This is a genomic window from Gilliamella sp. BG2, assembly GCF_046635645.1.
GTDB classification, from domain to species: domain Bacteria; phylum Pseudomonadota; class Gammaproteobacteria; order Enterobacterales; family Orbaceae; genus Gilliamella; species Gilliamella bombi.
In genome coordinates this window covers 1-21,564 of the sequence record NZ_JBIDFF010000018.1, presented here as the reverse complement: position 1 = coordinate 21,564, position 21,564 = coordinate 1, and the positions used below count along the sequence as shown (strand labels likewise).

Below are 21,564 nucleotides of genomic sequence, written 5' to 3'. Positions count from 1 at the left end.
ATCAAGACAAAATTATTAAATAAATAATTGTTAACAACAGTTATTTACCTCATAAATACAATTAATAGTGAGGTGGTGGTGTTTCTTCAGATAAATTAGCAATGTTTGAAGGTTGTGTTGCCTGTAGTTTTTGAGACAATAACGTCAATTGTTCTTTTAATTTGCTAACATCAGCTTGAAGGTTAGTTACCATTTGATTAAGTTCTTCGATGGTGATTTCTTGAAAAGCTACTTTGGTTTCAAGTAATTCTAATTGCTGGTTCATAAAATAAATTCATATATAGATTAGTTGATTAAATTACATTGTAAGTAAAAATAGCTACGAAATCCATCCATGCTCTGCAAAAGAGAAATATTCACCTTTACCTATAACAATATGATCTATGACTCGAATATCAACCAATTCACAAACTTCTTCTATTTTTTGTGTAAGATGGCGATCTGCCTGACTAGGTTTTGCCACACCTGAAGGATGATTATGAGCTAGAATCAATGCGGCTGCGTTATGTTGTAATGCCCGTCTAACAACTTCTCTTGGGTGGACTTCAACACAATTATAGGTACCGACAAACATATCTTCTGATGCTATGACGCGATTTTGATTATCTAAAAAAATAACCATAAAAACTTCACGATCTTTATTAGCCAATCGACTAGCTAAATAGTGATGTGTCAAAGATGACGATGTCAAAAAATTATCGGTAGTCATTTTAACTTTTAAATATCTATAAGAAAGTTCAACAACTGCTTTCAATTGTGTATATTTAGCCGTTCCCAATCCTTTCTTCTTGCAAAAATCACTATGGCTTGCATTAATTAAATTATAAAAAGAACCAAACTCATTTAATAGCTTTTGTGACAGTTCCAAAACAGGCAAATCTCGAGTACCAGTGCGTAAAAAAAGAGCAAGTAATTCAGTATCACTGAGTGCTTCAACGCCAAATTTTAAAAGCTTTTCACGCGGCATTAATGCTATTGGTTGTGAAGGCATAGTTGCAGATCCCAATAATCGTAAAATAGAGATTATTAAAGGAAAAATTAGCAAAGCAAAATGATAATTTAAAATATTGGGAGTTGTTTCACAACTTATTAAGCAAAAACACAAAACAGAAGTAAATAAAAAGCGCTATATAGCGCTTTTAAAATTTAATTTAAATTAATTAAGAATTAGTGACAACCGCAGCCACCATGGCCACCGCCACAGCAGCCTGTGTTTTCATCATCTTCGTCTTCATGAGAATGGCCACCACAGCCACAACCGCCATGTCCGTGATCATGACCATGCTCACCATGAATATGCCCGTGAGCAATTTCATCTTCAGTAGCTTCACGAATAGCCAATACTTCAACGTTAAATTGTAAATCTTGTCCAGCTAACATATGGTTTCCATCAATAGTGATGGTATCGCCATCGATAGCGGTGATTTCAACGGGTAAAGAACCATGCTCGGTATCAGCAAAAAATCGCATACCGACTTCAAGTTCATCTACACCAACAAAAACGTCACGAGGAACATTTTGTACAAGAGCATCATTAAAATCCCCGTAAGCATTAATTAGCTCAACGTCAAATTTGTCGCCAACTTGGTGACCATCTAATGCGTTCTCAAGATCTTGTAGCAAGTTACCTGCACCATGTAAATATTCTAATGGCGCTGTCGTAGTTGCTTCATCAACTAAAACACCGTCTTTAGTGCGAACTTGGTATGCTAAACTAACCACTGTATTTTTTGCTATTTTCATTTTTTCTCCAACAAACTTTTATTGAGCAAATTACATTAGATTTTAACGGAAAAAAGAGTATAAGTATTCTAAATTTTATATTTTTGTTCAAAACTTACCAAAAAATAAAATAAAAAAGGCGCAAACATTTATGGTTTAGCGCCTTTTTCACACACACTGAGAGCAGCTTATTTAAGTTCTAATTCATTCATCGCAGCGATGCTAAATCCACCGTCAACGTGAATGACTTCACCTGTAATACCTGATGCTAAATCTGAACATAAAAATGCTGCTGAATTACCCACATCTTCGGTTGTCACAGTGCGACGGATTGGTGTTATTGATTCACAGTGAGATAACATTTTTTTGAAATCTTTAATACCCGATGCCGCCAGTGTACGAATAGGGCCTGCTGAAATTGCATTAACACGGACACCTTCAGGCCCCATAGCATTTGCCATATAACGCACATTTGCTTCTAGTGAGGCTTTAGCTAGTCCCATTACATTATAGTTAGGGATTGCACGCTCAGCACCAAGATAAGAAAGTGTCACTAATGCTGAATTTGGATTTAGCATTGAACGACATGCCTTAGCCATAGCAACGAAGCTATAAGAGCTAATATCGTGAGCAATAGCAAAACCTTCACGGGTAACAGCATTAACATAATCGCCATCTAATTGATCACCTGGTGCGAAAGCAATAGCATGAACAAAACCATCAAATTTATCCCAAGTTTTTGCAAGTTCAGAAAATAGTTCAGAGATGCTTTCATCATGAGCAACATCGCAAGGTAAAACGATTTTAGAACCAAAATCAGCGGCAAACTCTTCAACGCGTGTTTTTAATTTATCATTTTGGTAAGTAAAAGCGAGTTCAGCGCCTTCACGATGCATTGCTTGTGCAATACCGTAAGCAATTGAACGATTACTTGCAACACCCGTAACGAGTATACGTTTACCTGTTAAAAATCCCATAAATTATTCCTCTAATTTTCACTATATAGTCTAGGATGATGACGATTATATGTTGATCAAGCCAACTTCGCCACTATAAATTTATTTTCGTTGATAGGTTTTTATTTTATTGTCTAAAATAAATGATTGTTTACCATATTAATATCCTACTATAATAGTCAACTATTGTTTTTTTATAGGAGGTACCAATTTGAATAATTTAGTTTGTTACAAAACATTGCCTATTTGGAATGCTGATACATTACCTGCGTTGTTGCGTCAAAAGCATAATACCCAAATTGGTACATGGGCGAAGTTAGAAATTTTAAAAGGAAGTATTGGTTTTGAAATGTTAACTGAACAAGGCGAAGTGATTACTAAGCATTGTTTTGATACTCAGCAGCAACCGCCATTTATATTGCCACAGCAATGGCACCGTATAGCCGAAATATCAGATGACTTACAGTGCCAGTTAGCATTTTACTGTTTGCCTGAGGATTATACTCAAAAAAAATACCAAATGACCAAAACCCACTCCGAGGTAATTAACGCAACAAAGATTATCCAAACAGGAAAGGCATTGGATTTAGGTTGTGGTTCAGGTCGTAATTCACTTTACTTGCAGTTACAAGGCTTTGATGTTACCGCGATTGATAAATCAGAGCTCAGTATTGGAAACTTACAAAAAATCATTAATGATGATAACCTTAAGCACATTAATGCAATGGTTTACGATATCAATCAAGCAAATTTACCGGGCGAATATGATTTTATTTTTTCGACCGTTGTCATGATGTTTTTACAACCCGAAAGAATTCCAGCTATTATTAATAACATGCAAAAAATGACCAAATCAGGGGGATATAATTTAATTGTCAGCGCCATGTCTACGTCTGATTATCCTTGCTCTGTTGGGTTTTCATTTACTTTTAAAGAAAACGAGTTGCACCAATATTACCAAGATTGGGAAATACTAAAATATAACGAAGATATTGGACAATTGCATAAAACAGATATACATGGAAACCGAATTAAATTAAGGTTTGCAACCTTATTGGCTAAAAAGAGATAACAATTACAGGATATATCATCCTGTAATTTAATATATTTGATTAAAGTGTATTTAGTTTTTCGCCAACTGTAAACCAAGCCTTGCGTGAGTTTAACAAATCTTGGGCAGACATCGGTTTTTTCCCAGCAGGTTGCAAAAGTATCATATTCAATGCGCCGTTGCTGGTTGCAATACAAATGCCATTTTTATTGGCTTGCAAAATTGTGCCAGCCGTCTGTTTTGAATCCATTTTTACCACATGGGCTTGCCATACTTTTACAGGCTCACCATTAACCTCAAAATAACTCACTGGCCATGGGTTAAAAGCCCGAACGCAACGTTCAAGTTGCACGGCAGGCAAATTCCAATCAAGTTTAGCTTCCTGTTTTGACAACTTTTCGGCATAGGTTGCTTGCGCCTCATCTTGTTTTTCAGGTTGGATTTTTCCTTCAGTGATTAACTCTAATGTATCAAGCAAGCCTTGGGGACCGAGTTTTGCGAGTTTCTCATACAGTGATGCGCTAGTATCGGATTGCTCAATAAGACAGGTAAGCTTATAAAGCATATCACCCGTATCAAGCCCTGCATCCATCTGCATAATGGTAATGCCTGTTTCTTCATCGCCTGCCCAACATGCACGTTGAATTGGCGCAGCACCTCGCCAACGGGGTAATAACGAACCATGCACATTTAAGCAACCTAATCTGGGTATACCAAGTACAGCTTGTGGCAAAATAAGTCCATAAGCAACAACAACCATAATGTCAGCATTTAATTCAGCAATGATTTTTTGATTTTCTTCGGATTTAAGCGTTGCTGGTTGATAAACAGGAATATTATGCTCAACAGCTAATTGTTTAACAGGGCTTGCTGTTAATTTATTACCACGACCTGCAGGGCGATCTGGTTGCGTAAAAACAGCAATTACATTATGGCGTGAGTTAATCAGAGCTTTTAAATGAGTTGCAGCAAAATCGGGTGTACCAGCAAAAATAATATTTAAAGGTTTAGTTGCATGTGGCATAAGCGTTATGTCCATAATCAAAAATTTATCTGAATTATACCCGAAATTTTAGTGAGAATCTTTAATCAAAAAAACTCATAGATATGATAAACATCTTTAGTTGGTATTAAATTTGATAATATTTATATACATTAGGTTATGTTGTGTAATTATCCCTCTAATTTAATACGATTAAACGGTATAAATGATTTAAGAAAAAACGCTTTATGGGTTTCTAGCGAATTATTTTAATCGATGAGATCCTTATCTTGCATCATGTTAGGCATAGTTATATTATGACTATAATGCAATATTATTTAAGGAATAAATTATGTTAAAATCAATTGATCCAACAACAACCCAATCTTGGAAATCCCTTCAAGCTAGTTACGAAAAACACCACAATAAAACCATTGCACAAATTCTGAAAGAAGAACCCAAACGTGTTGAAAAGCTTACTATTCCTTTTGAAGAAGAGTTTTTGGTTGATTTATCTAAAAATAGAGTGACACAAGAGACGCTAGAATTGCTTTATAAGCTAGCTGATGAATGCGATCTAATTGGTGCTACTAAAGCCATGTATAGTGGTGAAAAGATTAATCGTACAGAAAATCGAGCTGTATTACATGTTGCATTACGTAATGTATCAAATACACCAATTTATGTTGATGGTAAGAATGTGATGGATGATGTTAATACTGTCTTAGCTAAGATGGAATCATTCAGTAAAAAAATCATTAATGGTGAATGGAAAGGATACACAGGTAAAGCCATTACTGATGTGGTCAATATTGGTATTGGTGGTTCGGATCTAGGGCCAGTAATGATTACCGAAGCACTACGACCTTACAAAAACCACTTGAACATGCATTTCGTATCAAATGTAGATGGCACACATATCGTTGAAGCGTTAAAAGGCTTAAATCCTGAAACTACTTTATTTTTGGTTGCATCCAAAACTTTTACCACTCAAGAAACTATGACAAATGCACAAACAGCACGAGCATGGTTACTTGATGCTGCTAAAGATGATAAAGCAGTTGCTTTGCACTTTGTTGCTCTTTCAACTAATGCTAAAGAAGTTGAAAAATTTGGTATTGATACAGCTAATATGTTTGAATTTTGGGATTGGGTTGGTGGACGTTATTCATCTTGGTCGGCAATTGGCTTATCGATTGTTTTATCAATTGGTTTTGATAACTTCAAACAATTTTTAGCTGGTGGCCATGCGATGGATAAGCACTTCCAGAGCGCACCAATTGATAAAAATATCCCAACGTTACTGGCATTAATTGGTATTTGGTACAACAATTTTTGTGGTGCTGAAACTGAAGCTATTTTACCATATGATCAGTACATGCACCGTTTTGCGGCTTATTTCCAACAAGGAAATATGGAGTCAAATGGTAAAAGTGTCGATCGCAACGGTAATAAAACACCTTACACAACAGGCCCAATTATTTGGGGCGAGCCAGGAACCAATGGTCAACATGCATTTTATCAATTAATTCACCAGGGTACTAAACTCATCCCTTGTGATTTTATTGCGCCAGCAATAAGCCATAATCCAGTTGGAGATCATCACCCAAAATTATTATCTAACTTTTTTGCTCAAACTGAAGCTTTAGCTTTTGGTAAAACAAAAGAACAGGTCGAGCAAGAGTTCATAGCTGCAGGAAAAAATCTTGATGAAGTGAAATCTGTTGTACCATTTAAAGTATTTGAAGGTAATAAACCAACTAATTCAATATTAGTGAAAAAAATTACACCTTATGCTCTTGGTGCCTTAGTTGCGATGTATGAGCATAAAATCTTTACTCAAGGAGTTATTCTTAATATATTTAGTTTTGATCAATGGGGTGTTGAACTTGGTAAACAACTTGCTGGACGTATTTTACCTGAATTAGCAGATGATAAACCAGTTAGCTCTCACGATGATTCAACCAATAGCTTAATCAACCAATACAAAAAATGGCGTTAAGTATTATTAAAAAAGATAAGTTATAATATAAAAAAAACCTTCAGCTAAAACTGAAGGTTTTTTATAATAGTGAAAAAATTATTTTTTCACACGCATTATTGGAGTTTTACCTGCTTCGACAGCGCCAGATAATTTATTTAATTCTATTATGGTTTCCATATTAGAAATAACCACTGGAGTTAATACGGATTTGGCTTTGCTTTCAAGTAAAGGTAAATCAATTTCAATAATAGTATCTCCTACTTTTACCTGCTGACCTTCTTCAGCAACTCGTTTGAAGCCTTCACCTTTTAGTTCTACTGTATCAATACCAAAGTGAACAAAAAGCTCAATGCCTTCATCCGATTCTATAGCAAAAGCGTGGTTGGTTTCGAAAATTTTGCCTATTTTTCCACTTAATGGAGCGACAATTTTATTACCAGAAGGTTTAATTGCTACCCCATCACCAACGATTTTTTCAGCAAAAACCACATCTGGTACATCTTCGATTTTGACAATTTCGCCACTTAAGGGAGCAATAATCTCGATGCTGTTTTTATTATCATCGGATACGAATTGCTTAATTTTATCGAATAGACCCATTATTGCCTCCTAACAAATTTGCTTTTCAGCAGTGTAATTTTCAATTAAATCAATAATTTCTTTAGAAGTTGCTTTTTCTAATACAGTATCAGCAAATTTTTTCGCTTCTTCATAGTTAGTATTGCGAATTAATTTTTTGATTTTAGGAATTGATACTGCACTCATACTAAATTCATCAAGTCCCATACCAAGCAATAAGATTGTGGCTCTTTCATCACCAGCAAGCTCTCCACACATACCTGTCCATTTACCTTCTTTATGAGAAGCATCGATAACATTTTTAATCAGAGTTAGCACTGAAGGCGAAAACGGATTATAAAGGTGAGAAATTAATTCGTTACCACGGTCAACGGCAAGTGTATATTGAGTTAAGTCATTGGTACCGATACTAAAAAAGTCTACTTCCTTGGCTAAGTGATGTGCAATCACAGCGGCTGCAGGAGTTTCAATCATTACACCGATTTCAATATTTTTATCAAATGATTTGCCTTCAGCAGTCAATTGTTCTTTAAGAGTATTGATTTCGGATTTTAATGTTCGGATTTCTTCAACAGAAATAATCATTGGGAACATAATGCGCAATTTACCAAATGCTGATGCACGCAAAATTGCGCGTAGTTGTGCATGAAGTACTTCTTTACGATCTAAACAGATTCGAATTGCTCGCCAACCTAAGAATGGATTCTCTTCTTTTGGTAAATGCATATAAGGTATATCCTTATCGCCACCAATATCCATGGTACGGACAATTACCGATAAACCATTGGTTGATTCAGCTACTTCTTTATATGCTTTAAACTGTTCTTCTTCATCAGGATAAGCTTCGCGATCCATAAATAAGAATTCAGTACGGTATAGACCAACACCTTCATAACCGTTACGTTCAGCACCTGCAATATCGCGTACTGTACCGATGTTACCACAAATCTCTACTTGATGGCCATCAAGGGTTACAGCAGGTAGATCTTTCAATTTAGCTAGTTCTTCTTTATCACTAATATATTTAGCTTGAACTTGTTTTAATTTTTCTTGAGTTGTGTGATCTGGATTGATATAAATAGCATTATTTATAGCATCTAAAATAACAAAATCGCCATGTTTGATTGCTTGAGTTGCATTAGATGTTCCGACGATAGCTGGTATCTCTAAAGAGCGAGCCATAATTGAAGTATGTGAGGTGCGTCCACCAGCGTCAGTAATAAAACCTAGCACCATATCCAAGTTTAGCTGAGCTGTTTCAGAAGGTGTTAAATCGGTTGCAACTAAAATACATGGTTGGCTAATAGCACTCAAGTCAACAATTTCAATACCTAAAATATTTTTGAGTAAACGTTTACCAATATCACGAATATCTGCGGCACGTTCTTTTAGATATTCATCATCTAGATTTTCTAATTCTTTAGCTTGAGTTTCAAATACAGATTGAACAGCGGCATCAGCGGTTGAATGTTTACTTTGAATACGAGAAATAACTTCTTGTTCAAGATCCTCATCTTCAAGAAGCATAATATGCCCTTCAAAAATGGCCGCTTTATCTTCGCCTAATGTGGATTTTGCTCGTTCCATAATCGTATGTAGCTGTTTACTTGATTTTTGGCGAGCTTCCTTGAAGCGCTCAATTTCAGCCTCAATCTTGTTATCAAGAATTTGCCTATTACTAATAACAATAGGCTCTTCTTTTAATAATAGCGCTTTAGCAAAAGCGATACCGGGGGAAACAAGTGTACCTGATACCATAACATTTAATCCTTATTCTATTTTAAAACCGTTCATAGCTAATCGGGAGTTATTATTCCAACTCAGGAATTAATTTTACTAAATGAGCAACTGCTTCTTTTTCGTCTTCACCTTCGGCAGAAATGGTAATAGTTGTGCCTTGTGATAAACCTAATGTTTGTAACTTAAACAGACTTTTAGCACTCGCACTTTTACCATTAGATGTGACAGTAATTTCTGCATTAAAGTTCTTTGCTTCTTTAACAAATTGTGCAGCAGGGCGGGTATGAAGACCGTTAGATGCAGTAATAGTTACATCTTGTTTATACATATTATTTTACTCCCAAAATATTTTGTTTCACCGACCAATATAAATAAAAACTGCCTGAAAGGCTAGTAAGATTTCATCGATCTTTTATATTAAGTCGTCGTATTAGCTATCATATTTAAGATAGCCATACTTTATCAGTATCGGTAGATACGAGTGACTTTATCACTACATTTTTTAAATTCTACCTGTCCATGGATTCCATGTTTAATATTCTCAAAAACAATTTCTTCACTACCATCAAGTTGTGATACGCGGATCTCCTCTCTACAGAAAGCCTCGAATCGCTGTAATTCCTGCTCACTATTACCCAATTTATAAGATTTAGGTAAGTCTTGACTGGTTACATAGGTATGTATTTTATCTTGCACATCAAGGACAATTACGCCTTTATTCGATAAAAACGAACTACAGGAGGTTAATGATAATGTTAATCCTGCAAAAAATAATAATTGCAGTGAAAATTTCATGATAAATCCTATAATGTTCAAAATAATTCCTTTATAAAGCAAAGCAATCTGTTTATGATTTATAATTAGATGCAAATTATATACTAATAATTGAAGAAAGTGCAGAGTGCATTTTTCTTGATGTAATAATATTAGGGGAAGTTTATGTCAGATACTATTAATTACGACGAATTTAATCGCCAATTAATCCAAAATAAAATAGGCATTACCGCTGCTGAGTTACATGGTTTTCTTTCAGGCATATTAGCTGGAGGTAACAATGACGAGAGCTGGCGTCCATTAGTTGAGGATATGTTAAACAATGGTCAAAAAATGCCAACATCATTAGATGAAAAAATTAGCCAACTTTATGCGCTTATCAAACAGCAATTTTTTGAAGAAGATTTCAGCTTTCAGTTATTACTTAGCGACAAAGATTTATATACACAACTGGATGATTTAGTTGGTTGGGTAAATCATTTTTTACTTGGTATTGGACTTGTGCAACCTAAAATTAACCACATCAAAGGTGATGTTGGTGAAGCTATTTATGACCTACGTCAAATTGTTAAACTAGGCTATGATGAAAATGAAGATCAACAAGAGCTTGGTTTTGCTTTTGAAGAGATAAAAGAGTATGTTCGCATAACTTCTATGCTATGTTTTGATGAATTTAACGAATTTAATGAGGCTGACACACCTCCAACAATCCATTGATATTAATAACATTACATCTTCAGGGGCATCACAATGATAAATACTGATATCGAAACAGAACTTTTTGCACGTCGAGAAAAATTACTAGCTCAAATGATACCAAATAGTGTTGCACTTTTTTTTGCTGCTCCAGAAATGACGAGGAGTAATGACACCCACTACCCATATCGACAAAATAGCGACTTTTGGTATTTTACACTTTTTTCTGAACCAGAAGCGGTATTTGCAGTAGTTAAACAAAAAGATAATACAACTAAATACATATTATTTAATCGCCCAAAAGATACGCTAGCAGAGACTTGGACAGGTTACCGTTTAGGTCAAGATTCCGCATTAAAGACGGTTTTTGTTGATGAAGCTTATATATTTGATGAGATTGAAAAAGTATTACCTGATTTATTAAATGGCAAAACGGCGGTTTACCATGCCGACCAACAGTATCAATATGCCGATAGAATCGTAGATCACACAATGAATACTCTGCGACAAGGGAGTAGATTAAATCTTTATGCACCAAACAGCACGATCGATTGGCGACCGATAGTTCATCAAATGCGCATGTTTAAATCAGATTTTGAAATAAAAATATTGCGCAAGGCTTGCAAAATCAGCGCTCAATCTCACGTTCGAGCAATGCAAAGATGTAAACCGAATATGTATGAGTATCAACTAGAAGCTGAAATCTTGCATGAATTTGCGTGGCATGGCGCACGAGCACCATCTTATAACACCATTGTTGGTAGTGGTAATAATGGATGTATACTACATTATGAAAATAATAGTCAGCAGTTAAAAAATGGCGATTTAGTTTTAATTGATGCGGGTTGTGAATATCAGTACTATGCAGGCGATATAACTCGCACTTTTCCTATCAATGGCAAATTTAACCAAGCTCAACTTGAAATTTATAACATCGTTTTAGCATCACAATATCAAGCCATTAAATTATTTAAACCGGGCACTTCAATTATGGAAGTCAATAATCAAGTTATAAGAACGATGGTAGAAGGTTTAGTAAAACTCGGAATTATGCAAGGTGATGTTGATAGCTTAATTGCTAATAAAGCTTATACACAATATTACATGCACGGTTTAGGCCATTGGTTAGGTATTGATGTACATGATGTTGGTAGTGGACGAGATCGAATTTTAGAGCCAGGAATGGTATTGACCGTTGAACCAGGGCTTTATATTAATCAAGAATCAGATGTACCAGCACAATATAAAGGTATCGGTATTCGGATCGAAGATAACATTTTAATTACTGACACAGGAAATGAAGTTCTGACAGGTGATGTTCCAAAAGACCCAGCTGAAATTGAAAAATTAATGGAAAATAAATTTACTCATTAATTGTGTCGTTACCGTAATTTTTAAAATAAAAATTACGGTTTTTTGTTTTTATCTACCTAATTATTAATCCAACTTAATTGATTTATCACGATTAAAAATAATTCTAATTTTTAGGTCTTTTGCTGGAATTGGTTTGTATTTCCAAGTTTTCATGGCATTTATTACCGAACGATTAAATATATTATTAGGATTTGCTTCAACAATGCGAATATTTTCAACTCGCCCATCGCTGTTAATATCAAACATTGCTACCACGTAGCCTTCTAAGCGCATATCAAGCGCTCGGCGTGGATACTCAGGTTGATTCCGTCTAATTGGAGAAGGATTACCTGAATATTGGCGATTATCTGAAAGTTTGGGTGCAACAGAGGTATTTGCCAAATTATCACTAACCACTTCTTGCCTAACTTGTTTATGAGAAGCTTTTTGGACTGGCCTGCGCTTTTTTTTCGGCTTTTTCTCTTTTTTTACTACAACATCCTTTTGGGGTTCAACCGTTGATTTATCGGATATTTTTTCGAGAATAGATTCAGGATTTTCTTCCTTAACTACTTCAGGTTCAACAACAGGATCAACTGGTTTTTCTTCAATTTGTTTGTTATCGATCAGTTCACTATTTTCCGCACCTTGAATTTCTGGGGTATTTTCAACTAATGATTGTTCAGGGGCGGCAAATTGCGATAGATCGACCATAATAGCTTTAATCGCATTATCGCCTTCATCAACAGCAACATTTTTAGCAAACAAGACAGAACTAAAGAGCAGAGCAAATAAGATAAGATGCGACAATACAGAAACTGATGTACATACATAGGTGTTTTTAGGTTTTTTTTTAATTGGACTCAAAGGGGTCTTAGTATCATCGAGATCTATATCAAAGTTAATCTTCATAATAATAATCATATTTAACTTAATGACAGTTATTCTAAATGAAAATGCTTATCATTTGTAGTATTATTTTAAAATAAGATGGATGATACCTTGTTGCATAAAGATATTTATCAGATAATAGAAAATAAATATCTATTATTTGTAGTGGTTAGGCTGATGAATACTCCATCAATGAATCAAATACTCGATCTTGTTAAAAATGATTTAGTCAAAGTAAATGAGGCAATACAGGCAGAACTAACTTCTGATGTGGCTTTAATTAATCAATTAGGCAATTACATCATTAGTAGTGGTGGCAAACGTATACGTCCTGTTATCGCATTATTAATAGCCAAAGCACTCAACTACCAAGGCGATAAACATATTATCACTGCTGCTTTTATTGAATTTATTCATACTGCCACCTTATTGCATGATGATGTTGTTGACGAATCCGATTTACGCCGAGGCAAATCAACCGCCAATGCACTTTTTGGCAATGCCGCGAGCGTATTAGTTGGCGATTATATTTACACACGCTCTTTTCAAATGATGGTACGTACAGAATCGTTTAAAGTATTGACGATCATGTCGGCTGCAACCAATGTAATAGCTGAAGGTGAAGTACAGCAGTTGATTAATTGTAACGATCCAGATATCACAAAAGAACAATATTTAGATGTAATTTATCGAAAAACGGCACGTCTATTTGAAGCAACATCGCATTCTGCTGCTGTCCTAGCTGGAGCTAGTGAGGAGCAAGAACTCGCCCTACAAGAATATGGAAAATATTTAGGCACAGCCTTTCAAATCATTGATGATCTACTCGATTATAGTGCTGATAGCAACCAAAAATTAGGTAAAAATTTAGGGGACGATCTTAACGAAGGCAAGCCCACTCTACCGCTTTTACATGCTATGCACCACACAAAAAACGCCCAAGATGCGGCATTAATACGCCAAGCAATAGAGCAAGGTAATGGTCGACAATTATTAGATCGTATTTTAAACATCATGGACGAATGTGGTTCGCTAGATTTTACTTTACAAACTGCTCAAAAAGAAGCGCAAAAAGCGTTTGACGTTATCGCAATTTTACCTGATTCACCTTATAAACAAGCGTTACAAGATCTTGCCTTATTGTCAGTAAAAAGAGAAAGCTAACTAGCCAATAAATCAATTAAATATATGCTTTTTATACTCAAACACATAGTTTCCTGAAACTTTTTGTCATTAGTTTCATATACAATAACTTTAATTTAAGGTAATTATTTATGCTTAAAAGGTTTTGGCCTGTTTTGTTAATTTTTATCTCGATGATTTCAGTGCAAGGCAGTGCCTCAATAGCCAAATATCTGTTTCCTGTATTAGGGCCTGAAGGGATGACAGCTTGGCGATTATTTTTTTCAGCAATTATGCTAATTTTAATATTCAAGCCGTGGCGTAAAACACTGACAAAACAAGCATTAAAATACATTTTTTTATACGGTATTTCAATTGGTTGTATGAATTTAGCGTTTTACAATGCAATCGCAAGAATTCCGCTAGGTATTGCAGTTGCCATTGAACTCACAGGGCCAATTATGGTGGCGATGTGCTCCTCGCGTAAAGTACTTGATTTTATTTGGTTAGGTGTTGCTATTATTGGCTTGGCTATGCTTTTACCCATTGAACAAGCTTCAAGCAATTTAGATCCCAAGGGTATTTTATTTGCGCTATTAGCTGGAAGTGGTTGGGCGTGTTATATCTTATTTGGACGCAAAGCCAGCACTATTTATGGCTCAGCCAGCGTAGCGATTGGATCAGTCATTGCTTCGTGCTTTTTATTTCCTATTGGAATTTGGCAAAGTGGCAGTACCATGTTTTCGTTGGAATTGCTCCCAATGGTTTTTCTGGTCTCGTTATTAGCATCAGCAATCCCTTATGGATTAGACATGATTGCACTACCAAAATTACCAGCACAAACATTTAGTACATTAATGAGCTTATCGCCTGTTTTTGCCGCGCTTTCTGGGTTCATTGTTTTGCATGAACAACTAACCCACTACCAGTGGTTAGCCATTATTTTTATTATTACCTCATCAATAGGTACAGTGCTAACTATGAGTCGCCCAGTAAAAATAAAATCGAGTAAACCAAACAATTAAACAATTAAAACCACTATCGCACTATTTATAAGTGGATAGTGGTTTATAAGTGCGATAGTGGTTGTACGGCGAGCTATAGTTAACAGTTACTAAGTACTCAGATATAACTCATTTAATTGAAGATTTAGTATTAATGACTTAACGAGGAGGTAATCCCATACCACCGCCCATTAATCCTTTCATTTGGCGCATCATCTTCATCATGCCGCCACCTTTCATTTTTTTCATCATCTTTTGCATATCTTCAAACTGTTTTAACAGCTTGTTGACATCTTGAACCTGAGTTCCCGAACCGTTGGCAATACGGCGTTTACGAGAACCTTTAATGATTTCAGGATTAGCACGCTCTTTTAATGTCATTGAACCAATGATTGCCTCCATTTTGATGGTAATTTTATCATCCATCTGTGCTTTAATATGATCAGGAAGTTGACCAACACCGGGTAATTTAGCTAACAAAGCCCCCATTCCGCCCATATTACGCATCTGTTTTAACTGATCTTGGAAATCATTAAAATCAAATTTGTCACCTTTTTTTAGCTTCTTGGCAATTTTTTCTGCTTTTTCGCGATCGACGTTGCTTTGTAATTCTTCAATTAAAGATAGCACATCGCCCATCCCTAAAATACGTGAAGCAATGCGATCAGGATAAAATGGCTCTAAAGCGTCTGTCTTTTCACCCATTCCTAAAAATTTAATTGGCTTACCGGTAATGTGGCGAATTGATAACGCTGCACCACCACGAGCATCCCCGTCAACTTTTGTTAAAATTACACCAGTAAGCGGTAATGCATCATTAAACGCTTTAGCGGTATTAGCGGCATCTTGCCCTGTCATAGCATCGACCACAAATAGCGTTTCAATTGGATTGACAGCATGATGGAGCGCTTTGATTTCATCCATCATATCGCTATCAACATGCAAACGGCCTGCAGTATCAACAATTAACACATCAAAAAATTGCAATTTAGCATGCGAAATAGCTTTATTAACAATATTGACTGGCTTTTCAGCAATATCAGATGGAAAAACTTCAACATCAATAGCTTTAGCTAATGTTTCTAGCTGTTTAATCGCAGCAGGGCGATAAACATCGGCAGAAACAACCAACACTTTCTTTTTATGTTTTTCTTTTAAAAATTTAGCTAGCTTAGCAACGCTCGTTGTTTTACCTGCCCCTTGCAAACCTGCCATTAAAATCACTGCGGGTGGTTGAGTTGCCAAATTGAGCGAACTATTAACCTCACCCATAGCAGTTGTTAATTCTGCCTGAACTATTTTGATAAATTCTTGACCTGGGGTTAAGCTCTTATTGACATCTAATCCAACAGCCTTTTCTTTAACTTGATTAATAAATTCACGAACTACGGGTAGTGCAACATCGGCCTCAAGTAGTGCCATACGAACATCGCGCAATGCATCTTTGATATTATCTTCAGATAATCTTCCTCGACCACTAATATTGCGGAATGTCTGTGATAAACGGTCGGTTAAATTCTCGAACATATTAACTCTCGTAATAAATGAAAAATTGCCATTATCATATCAGAAAATTTCAATAAGTCCCACGATCATAATTTTGCACTGACTTGACACAAAATTGTGTTCCTGTTGAAATGAGGAAAGAGAAAAAGACGATTATTAATAATTACAAAACAGAATAGTTTAGACTAAAAAGGAGAAAATCGGACATGGCAAAAGTAATTAGTACTGATAAAGCGCCAGCAGCTATTGGGCCTTATGTTCAAGCAGTAGATTTAGGTAATATGTTATTTGCCTCAGGACAAATTCCATTAGATCCAACAACTGGTGAAATGCCAACTTGTGTTAAAGAGCAAGCCAAACAGAGTTTAGCGAATGTTAAAGCGATCATCACTGCGGCTGGCTATCAAGTAAGTAATATCGTTAAAACGACTATTTTCTTATCTGATATCAATGACTTTGCTACGGTAAATGCAGTATACGAAGCCTTTTTTATTGAAAATAATGCATCTTTCCCTGCACGTTCTTGCGTACAAGTAGCTCGAATTCCCAAAGATGCCAAAGTCGAAATCGAAGTTATTGCCGCTAAATAAATTTGCTTATCAGATTAGCACCAATGGGTGCTAATTTCTGTCAAAAAGTTTCAGGTAACTATGTGTTTCAGTATAAAATTAATATAAAAACATGACTTTTTGAGTTATTTTGTTCTTTATTCCTCTTATTAAAAAACGCCAATTTTCCAACCAAAAATCAACTTAATTATTTGCTATTAAACTATTATTTAATGATTGATCGCCAATAGAGTTGGTGCAATAATCTACAATTATTTATTATTATTATTTGTACCAATTGGATTGTAAAAATGTTTGAAAAAGTAGAGCCGTACGCAGGGGACCCCATCTTATCACTAGTAACTGAATTTATTAATGATAGTCGAGAAAACAAAATAAATTTAAGTATTGGTTATTATTATGATGAAAATAGCATAGTGCCTCAATTACAATGTATTAAAACGGCGCGTGATTATATCTATCATCACAACCAAGATGCTCAATTGTATTTACCCATGAGTGGCCTACCAGCTTATTGCCAAGCGATCCAATCTTTATTATTTGGTGAAGATCATTCGGCCTCTAAAGATAAACGTATCGCAACGATACAAACCTTAGGTGGATCGGGGGCTCTTAAAATAGGTGCTGATTTTTTATTTCGCTATTTCCCAAATTCACAAGTCTGGGTCAGCGATCCAACTTGGGAAAATCACATCGCCATTTTTAATGGTGCAGGTTTTAAAGTAAACCAATATCCTTACTTTGATGAACAAACATGTGGCGTAAAATTTGAAGCAATGCTTGAAACATTAAATCAATTACCTGCTAAAAGCATAGTCTTACTACACCCTTGTTGCCATAACCCAACTGGCGCCGATCTAACGCAAGCACAGTGGGATAAAGTAATAGCAGTTTTGCAAGCACGAGATCTTATTCCATTTATGGATATTGCTTATCAAGGCTTTGGCAAAGGTATTGAACAAGACGTTTATGCGATTCGAAAAATGGCAGATGTAGGATTGTGTGGATTTGTTAGTAACTCATTTTCGAAAACATTTTCACTTTATGGTGAACGAGTGGGGGGATTATCCGTTTTATGTGATAACAGCCAGATCGCTAACCGTGTGTTAGGACAGTTACAAGCAACGGTTCGCCAAAATTATTCAACCCCAGCGGCATATGGTGTGCAGTTAGTGAGTTATGTTTTAAATAATCCAGAACTTAAAGCGCAATGGTTAAAAGAAGTAGAATCCATGAGAACTCGCATCGTAACCATGCGATCAACTCTAGTTGAATTATTAAAAAAAGCGGCACCTGATTGTCATTTTGATTATTTAGTAAAACAGCAGGGCATGTTTAGTTATACCGGTTTTAGTAAAGAGCAAGTTACACAATTAAAAGATAATTTTGCTATTTATTTGGTGGGTAGCGGAAGAATGTGTGTAGCGGGTTTAAATCACCATAATATCGAACGTGTGGCAGAAGCATTTGCTGCACTAAAACAATCATGTTAATAAAGGAGTGTATTTTTATGTTCCATAAAATGTTAATGTTAATATTAGGTATAGCAATGGCGACTTTAGTTGTTGGATGTAACACCGTAAAAGGTGTTGGTCAAGATGTCGAATCAGGTGGAAAAGCCATTTCACATACAGCCGAAAAAGTGAGTGATAAAATGTAACTAAGGTTATAGACTATCTACAAATATTTTAATGTCTTAAATATATTTGGTTAAATGTCACGTATTTTATTTACAGTTACATTATTTTTACTTGTTGGGTGCAGCTCGTTAAACTTTCGAACTGCACCTTTAACTATGGAAAATTGTCAATATTCAAACCTATCAGGTATTGAATTTTTATTAAACCCACTCCCTTCAAATAAACCAAGCTATCAGCATGTTTATATTAGCCAGAGTCGAGAAGGCAAACATTTGCCCAGTAGTTATGCAGGAATAAAAGGCAAATTAACCGATCAAATTCTTATTCGCAATTATCCCAAACAGACATTTTGGCGAACGCCAAATTTATTTGAAAGGGCCTCTTTATATGAGGATGGATATGATGACCTTTACATCAGCAAAGCACAAAAAGAGGCACGTGATCGAAAAGCAAAATTCGTAGTAAGACAAGCCGTGTTACAAAATTGCCAAATCGTTTATATCGCTATTGATTCTTTAGCTAAAGACAGAGATAATCCTTTGCTAATTGAATCTAACGATTTATCGATTATTAAACAGGTACAAAAATGATCAAGGAAAAAGAACTTAAAGGATTAGGCGGTTGGCTAATTTTAGTTGGTATTGAATTATTTTTTTGTTTTATTTTTATTGGATATGTTACTTTTTCTAGACTAAATGCGATTGATTTTATCGACGTATGGACACAATTATTGGATCCCTACTCGAAAATGCACACAATTCATTTGGGTCTGTTTATTTTAGGTGACATGGGTCTAAATTGTTTATTATTGCTTTTAAACGCTTATATTATATTTTTATATTTTACTAAAAGTTATAAATTTCCTAACTTTTTTATTATATTTAGTAGCAGTTTTATTGTTTTTAAGCTAATTCAAAGATGTTGGTATCTTTTTATAGTGTTACCATTTGAAGTTAAATTTGAGTTTTCTTTTATAAAAGATATTGTGATAGCAATCATTTATACCAGTATTTGGATTGCTTATGTGTTAAAGTCAGTTCGAGTCAAAAATACATTTGTTAATGGTCGCCATAGTGAAGTTACTCATAGCGACATAATTAGTTAATTTGTTTTAAGGAAATAAAATGACATCAAATTTAGACAATTCAGTAAATGGAAAAGTAACAAAAGCGGTTATCCCTGTTGCCGGTTTGGGTACTCGTATGTTACCAGCAACTAAAGCTATTCCAAAAGAGATGCTCCCCGTTGTTGACAAGCCACTTATTCAATATGTAGTTAAAGAGTGTATTGCCGCAGGCATAACTGAAATTATATTTGTTACGCACTCATCAAAAAACTCAATTGAAAACCATTTCGATACCAGTTTTGAATTAGAAGCCATGTTAGAGGCGCGTGTTAAACGTCAATTATTGCAAGAAGTACAAGGCATTTTACCTAAAAATGTTACCATAACTAGCGTCCGCCAAGGTTTGGCAAAAGGGCTTGGTCATGCGGTATTATGTGCTTATCCTTTAGTTGGTGATGAACCATTTGCTGTTGTTTTACCTGATGTGATTATCGATGAATACGAAAGTGACCTTACCAGCGATAATTTAGCTGCAATGATCAAAAATTACCATGAAACCAAACATAGCCAAATCATGGTAGAGCCCGTGCCAAAAGAATTAGTTTCTTCTTACGGTATTGTTGATTGTCGTGGTCAAGAGCTATCTGCGGGTAATGTTGCACAAATGTACAGCGTAGTTGAAAAACCATCAGTTGAAGAAGCACCATCAAACCAATCCGTTGTTGGACGTTATGTTCTATCTGAAAAAATCTGGCCTCTACTTGCCAAAACGCCATTAGGTGCAGGTGGTGAAATTCAATTGACCGACGCAATTGCTATGTTACTTGAAGAAGATTGTGTTGATGCCTATTGCATAAAAGGTCGTAGTCATGACTGCGGTAATAAACTTGGCTATGTACAAACATTTGTACAATACGCAATGCGACATAAAAGCTTAGGTAGCGATGTTAAAGCTTGGTTAAAAACGCTTTAATTTTTGATTTAGGTTAGCTAGGTTTCGAATGTTTTGACCTTTTGTGGAAATAATTAACATCAGTGACAACATCCGAAACCATTACACTGCCCCCTCTAAGCCTGCAATAACCGCTAGGTTTATTTAAAAATAAAAATTTCAATAAAATCAATAGTCCACCTGAACGATTTTAGAGCAAGAAACACGCTTATAGCACTACAATGTTAATCAGCCAGCTTTATCACAGCATCAAAATATGCCGATAACGAAGTAAAGCTAGTACGCTAAACTAGGTTGTTGGGCGTGTTTGTGTTTTAGATGTTATCAGCAATATTAATCATTCCGCAAAATACAAAAAATTATAAAACTAACACCTTATTTTAATTAGAAAATTCACCTATCTATAAAGACAAATTGTTTTTATATTTACATTTCTTTACAAAAAATTCCGCTAAAAAACTAGCCAACTATTTTATAAATGGTTATACTTTCGCCGTTATAGGAAAACAAGCTTATTAAATAAGCAAACAATTATAAAAATCTAAATAAAATAAATAATTAATTAATAGGTAAACCATAATGCATTATCATTCTAGGTACAAGCACCGGCAAACTTATGTCTTAAATTTATCAAATAATCCTATTCGACGAGTTTTTGCACGAAACTTATTTATATCTTCGAAATTATCTCTCGAATTATTTTCGAAATTATCCACAAAACTATCTTTAAAAATTCCATTGGCATTAGCGCCGTTGTTGTTATTGCCGTACTCTTTAGAATCGCAGGCTTTATCGGCCACGACTTCTGAGCGCATTCATGGTACTGCACCTTATTTAACCTTTGATGGCGGTGTTACTAAAGTGACTAAAATAGAGGACTTATTAGGTATTAAGTTATCGGATGGTCGAACATTCACATCGCAAAATAATTCTTCATCACCAACAGCGCCAATCAAGTTACCTAATGTAGGGGATAC

General features: G+C 35.3%; 24 protein-coding genes. 13 read left to right on the top strand and 11 right to left on the bottom strand.

Features of this window, described 5'->3' with window-relative positions; all coding sequences use genetic code 11:
- Positions 1–61 precede the first annotated feature (61 nt).
- The 4 genes from ACGH6Q_RS08600 to fabI all read right to left on the bottom strand — a co-directional run bounded on the left by ACGH6Q_RS08600 (position 62) and on the right by fabI (position 2,699).
- Entirely contained in the window at positions 62–265 is a 204-nt protein-coding gene (locus tag ACGH6Q_RS08600) for a SlyX family protein (protein WP_034911129.1), read from the bottom strand.
- 54 nt (positions 266–319) lie between these two features.
- Entirely contained in the window at positions 320–991 is a 672-nt protein-coding gene (radC, locus tag ACGH6Q_RS08595) for a RadC family protein (protein WP_065589719.1), read from the bottom strand.
- A gap of 176 nt (positions 992–1,167) precedes the next feature.
- The gene (gene slyD / locus ACGH6Q_RS08590; protein ID WP_085166009.1) at positions 1,168–1,743 is read right to left on the bottom strand and encodes a peptidylprolyl isomerase; all 576 of its coding nucleotides are present in this window, start codon (positions 1,741–1,743) and stop codon (positions 1,168–1,170) included.
- A gap of 167 nt (positions 1,744–1,910) precedes the next feature.
- Complete coding sequence (gene fabI / locus ACGH6Q_RS08585) at positions 1,911–2,699, bottom strand: enoyl-ACP reductase FabI (protein WP_411592612.1); 789 nt, start codon at positions 2,697–2,699, stop codon at positions 1,911–1,913.
- 190 nt (positions 2,700–2,889) lie between these two features.
- Here fabI and tehB point away from each other — a divergent pair, with 190 nt between their 5' ends.
- Positions 2,890–3,750: an SAM-dependent methyltransferase TehB gene (tehB, locus tag ACGH6Q_RS08580; protein WP_296300512.1), complete on the top strand. Its 861-nt coding sequence runs from the start codon at positions 2,890–2,892 to the stop codon at positions 3,748–3,750.
- Between the two features lie 40 nt (positions 3,751–3,790).
- On the opposite strand, the gene fmt is transcribed toward tehB, so the two are convergent.
- Positions 3,791–4,753 carry a methionyl-tRNA formyltransferase gene (fmt, locus tag ACGH6Q_RS08575; protein ID WP_411592611.1) on the bottom strand — a complete coding sequence of 321 codons (963 nt, stop codon included), beginning with the start codon at positions 4,751–4,753 and terminating at the stop codon, positions 3,791–3,793.
- Between the two features lie 310 nt (positions 4,754–5,063).
- Between fmt and pgi the strand changes: the two genes are divergently transcribed.
- Positions 5,064–6,713: a glucose-6-phosphate isomerase gene (pgi, locus tag ACGH6Q_RS08570; RefSeq protein ID WP_411592610.1), complete on the top strand. Its 1,650-nt coding sequence runs from the start codon at positions 5,064–5,066 to the stop codon at positions 6,711–6,713.
- A gap of 78 nt (positions 6,714–6,791) precedes the next feature.
- Here pgi and crr read toward each other — a convergent pair whose 3' ends face one another.
- The 4 genes from crr to ACGH6Q_RS08550 all read right to left on the bottom strand — a co-directional run bounded on the left by crr (position 6,792) and on the right by ACGH6Q_RS08550 (position 9,809).
- Positions 6,792–7,295: a PTS glucose transporter subunit IIA gene (crr, locus tag ACGH6Q_RS08565; RefSeq protein ID WP_065574261.1), complete on the bottom strand. Its 504-nt coding sequence runs from the start codon at positions 7,293–7,295 to the stop codon at positions 6,792–6,794.
- 9 nt (positions 7,296–7,304) lie between these two features.
- Entirely contained in the window at positions 7,305–9,032 is a 1,728-nt protein-coding gene (gene ptsI / locus ACGH6Q_RS08560; RefSeq protein WP_085166005.1) for a phosphoenolpyruvate-protein phosphotransferase PtsI, read from the bottom strand.
- 52 nt (positions 9,033–9,084) lie between these two features.
- On the bottom strand, positions 9,085–9,342 hold the full coding sequence (gene ptsH, locus ACGH6Q_RS08555; RefSeq protein ID WP_034911114.1) for a phosphocarrier protein Hpr: 258 nt from the start codon (positions 9,340–9,342) through the stop codon (positions 9,085–9,087).
- A gap of 134 nt (positions 9,343–9,476) precedes the next feature.
- The gene (locus ACGH6Q_RS08550) at positions 9,477–9,809 is read right to left on the bottom strand and encodes a hypothetical protein (RefSeq protein ID WP_296300516.1); all 333 of its coding nucleotides are present in this window, start codon (positions 9,807–9,809) and stop codon (positions 9,477–9,479) included.
- Positions 9,810–9,953: 144 nt separating this feature from the next.
- Here ACGH6Q_RS08550 and ACGH6Q_RS08545 point away from each other — a divergent pair, with 144 nt between their 5' ends.
- Entirely contained in the window at positions 9,954–10,505 is a 552-nt protein-coding gene (locus ACGH6Q_RS08545; protein ID WP_174799334.1) for a UPF0149 family protein, read from the top strand.
- 33 nt (positions 10,506–10,538) lie between these two features.
- Entirely contained in the window at positions 10,539–11,858 is a 1,320-nt protein-coding gene (gene pepP / locus ACGH6Q_RS08540; protein WP_411592609.1) for a Xaa-Pro aminopeptidase, read from the top strand.
- 63 nt (positions 11,859–11,921) lie between these two features.
- On the opposite strand, the gene ACGH6Q_RS08535 is transcribed toward pepP, so the two are convergent.
- Complete coding sequence (locus ACGH6Q_RS08535; RefSeq protein WP_411592608.1) at positions 11,922–12,749, bottom strand: TonB family protein; 828 nt, start codon at positions 12,747–12,749, stop codon at positions 11,922–11,924.
- Positions 12,750–12,905: 156 nt separating this feature from the next.
- On the opposite strand from ACGH6Q_RS08535, the gene ispB reads away from it, so the two are divergent.
- Both ispB and ACGH6Q_RS08525 read left to right on the top strand, forming a co-directional pair.
- Entirely contained in the window at positions 12,906–13,892 is a 987-nt protein-coding gene (gene ispB, locus ACGH6Q_RS08530) for an octaprenyl diphosphate synthase (protein WP_091120510.1), read from the top strand.
- A 110-nt stretch (positions 13,893–14,002) separates the two neighbouring features.
- The gene (locus ACGH6Q_RS08525; RefSeq protein ID WP_085165999.1) at positions 14,003–14,875 is read left to right on the top strand and encodes an EamA family transporter; all 873 of its coding nucleotides are present in this window, start codon (positions 14,003–14,005) and stop codon (positions 14,873–14,875) included.
- A 138-nt stretch (positions 14,876–15,013) separates the two neighbouring features.
- On the opposite strand, the gene ffh is transcribed toward ACGH6Q_RS08525, so the two are convergent.
- Positions 15,014–16,381 (bottom strand): signal recognition particle protein, encoded by a 1,368-nt coding sequence (gene ffh / locus ACGH6Q_RS08520; RefSeq protein WP_034915314.1) that lies wholly within the window; start codon positions 16,379–16,381, stop codon positions 15,014–15,016.
- A 185-nt stretch (positions 16,382–16,566) separates the two neighbouring features.
- On the opposite strand from ffh, the gene ACGH6Q_RS08515 reads away from it, so the two are divergent.
- The 7 genes from ACGH6Q_RS08515 to ACGH6Q_RS08485 all read left to right on the top strand — a co-directional run.
- A complete protein-coding gene (locus tag ACGH6Q_RS08515; protein ID WP_065575564.1) occupies positions 16,567–16,950 on the top strand; it encodes a RidA family protein in 384 nt (127 codons plus the stop codon).
- 269 nt (positions 16,951–17,219) lie between these two features.
- Positions 17,220–18,422 carry an aromatic amino acid transaminase gene (locus tag ACGH6Q_RS08510; RefSeq protein WP_411592606.1) on the top strand — a complete coding sequence of 401 codons (1,203 nt, stop codon included), beginning with the start codon at positions 17,220–17,222 and terminating at the stop codon, positions 18,420–18,422.
- Between the two features lie 35 nt (positions 18,423–18,457).
- Positions 18,458–18,589 carry an entericidin A/B family lipoprotein gene (locus ACGH6Q_RS08505; RefSeq protein ID WP_370738315.1) on the top strand — a complete coding sequence of 44 codons (132 nt, stop codon included), beginning with the start codon at positions 18,458–18,460 and terminating at the stop codon, positions 18,587–18,589.
- Between the two features lie 54 nt (positions 18,590–18,643).
- Entirely contained in the window at positions 18,644–19,159 is a 516-nt protein-coding gene (locus ACGH6Q_RS08500; protein WP_296318055.1) for a hypothetical protein, read from the top strand.
- The gene (locus ACGH6Q_RS08495) at positions 19,156–19,674 is read left to right on the top strand and encodes a DUF2569 domain-containing protein (RefSeq protein WP_085165995.1); all 519 of its coding nucleotides are present in this window, start codon (positions 19,156–19,158) and stop codon (positions 19,672–19,674) included. Before ACGH6Q_RS08500 ends, ACGH6Q_RS08495 begins: the two co-directional genes overlap by 4 nt.
- A gap of 19 nt (positions 19,675–19,693) precedes the next feature.
- A complete protein-coding gene (galU, locus tag ACGH6Q_RS08490) occupies positions 19,694–20,608 on the top strand; it encodes a UTP--glucose-1-phosphate uridylyltransferase GalU (RefSeq protein WP_065626360.1) in 915 nt (304 codons plus the stop codon).
- Between the two features lie 558 nt (positions 20,609–21,166).
- A partial coding sequence (locus ACGH6Q_RS08485; protein ID WP_411592605.1) for a hypothetical protein occupies positions 21,167–21,564 on the top strand: 398 nt, incomplete at its 3' end.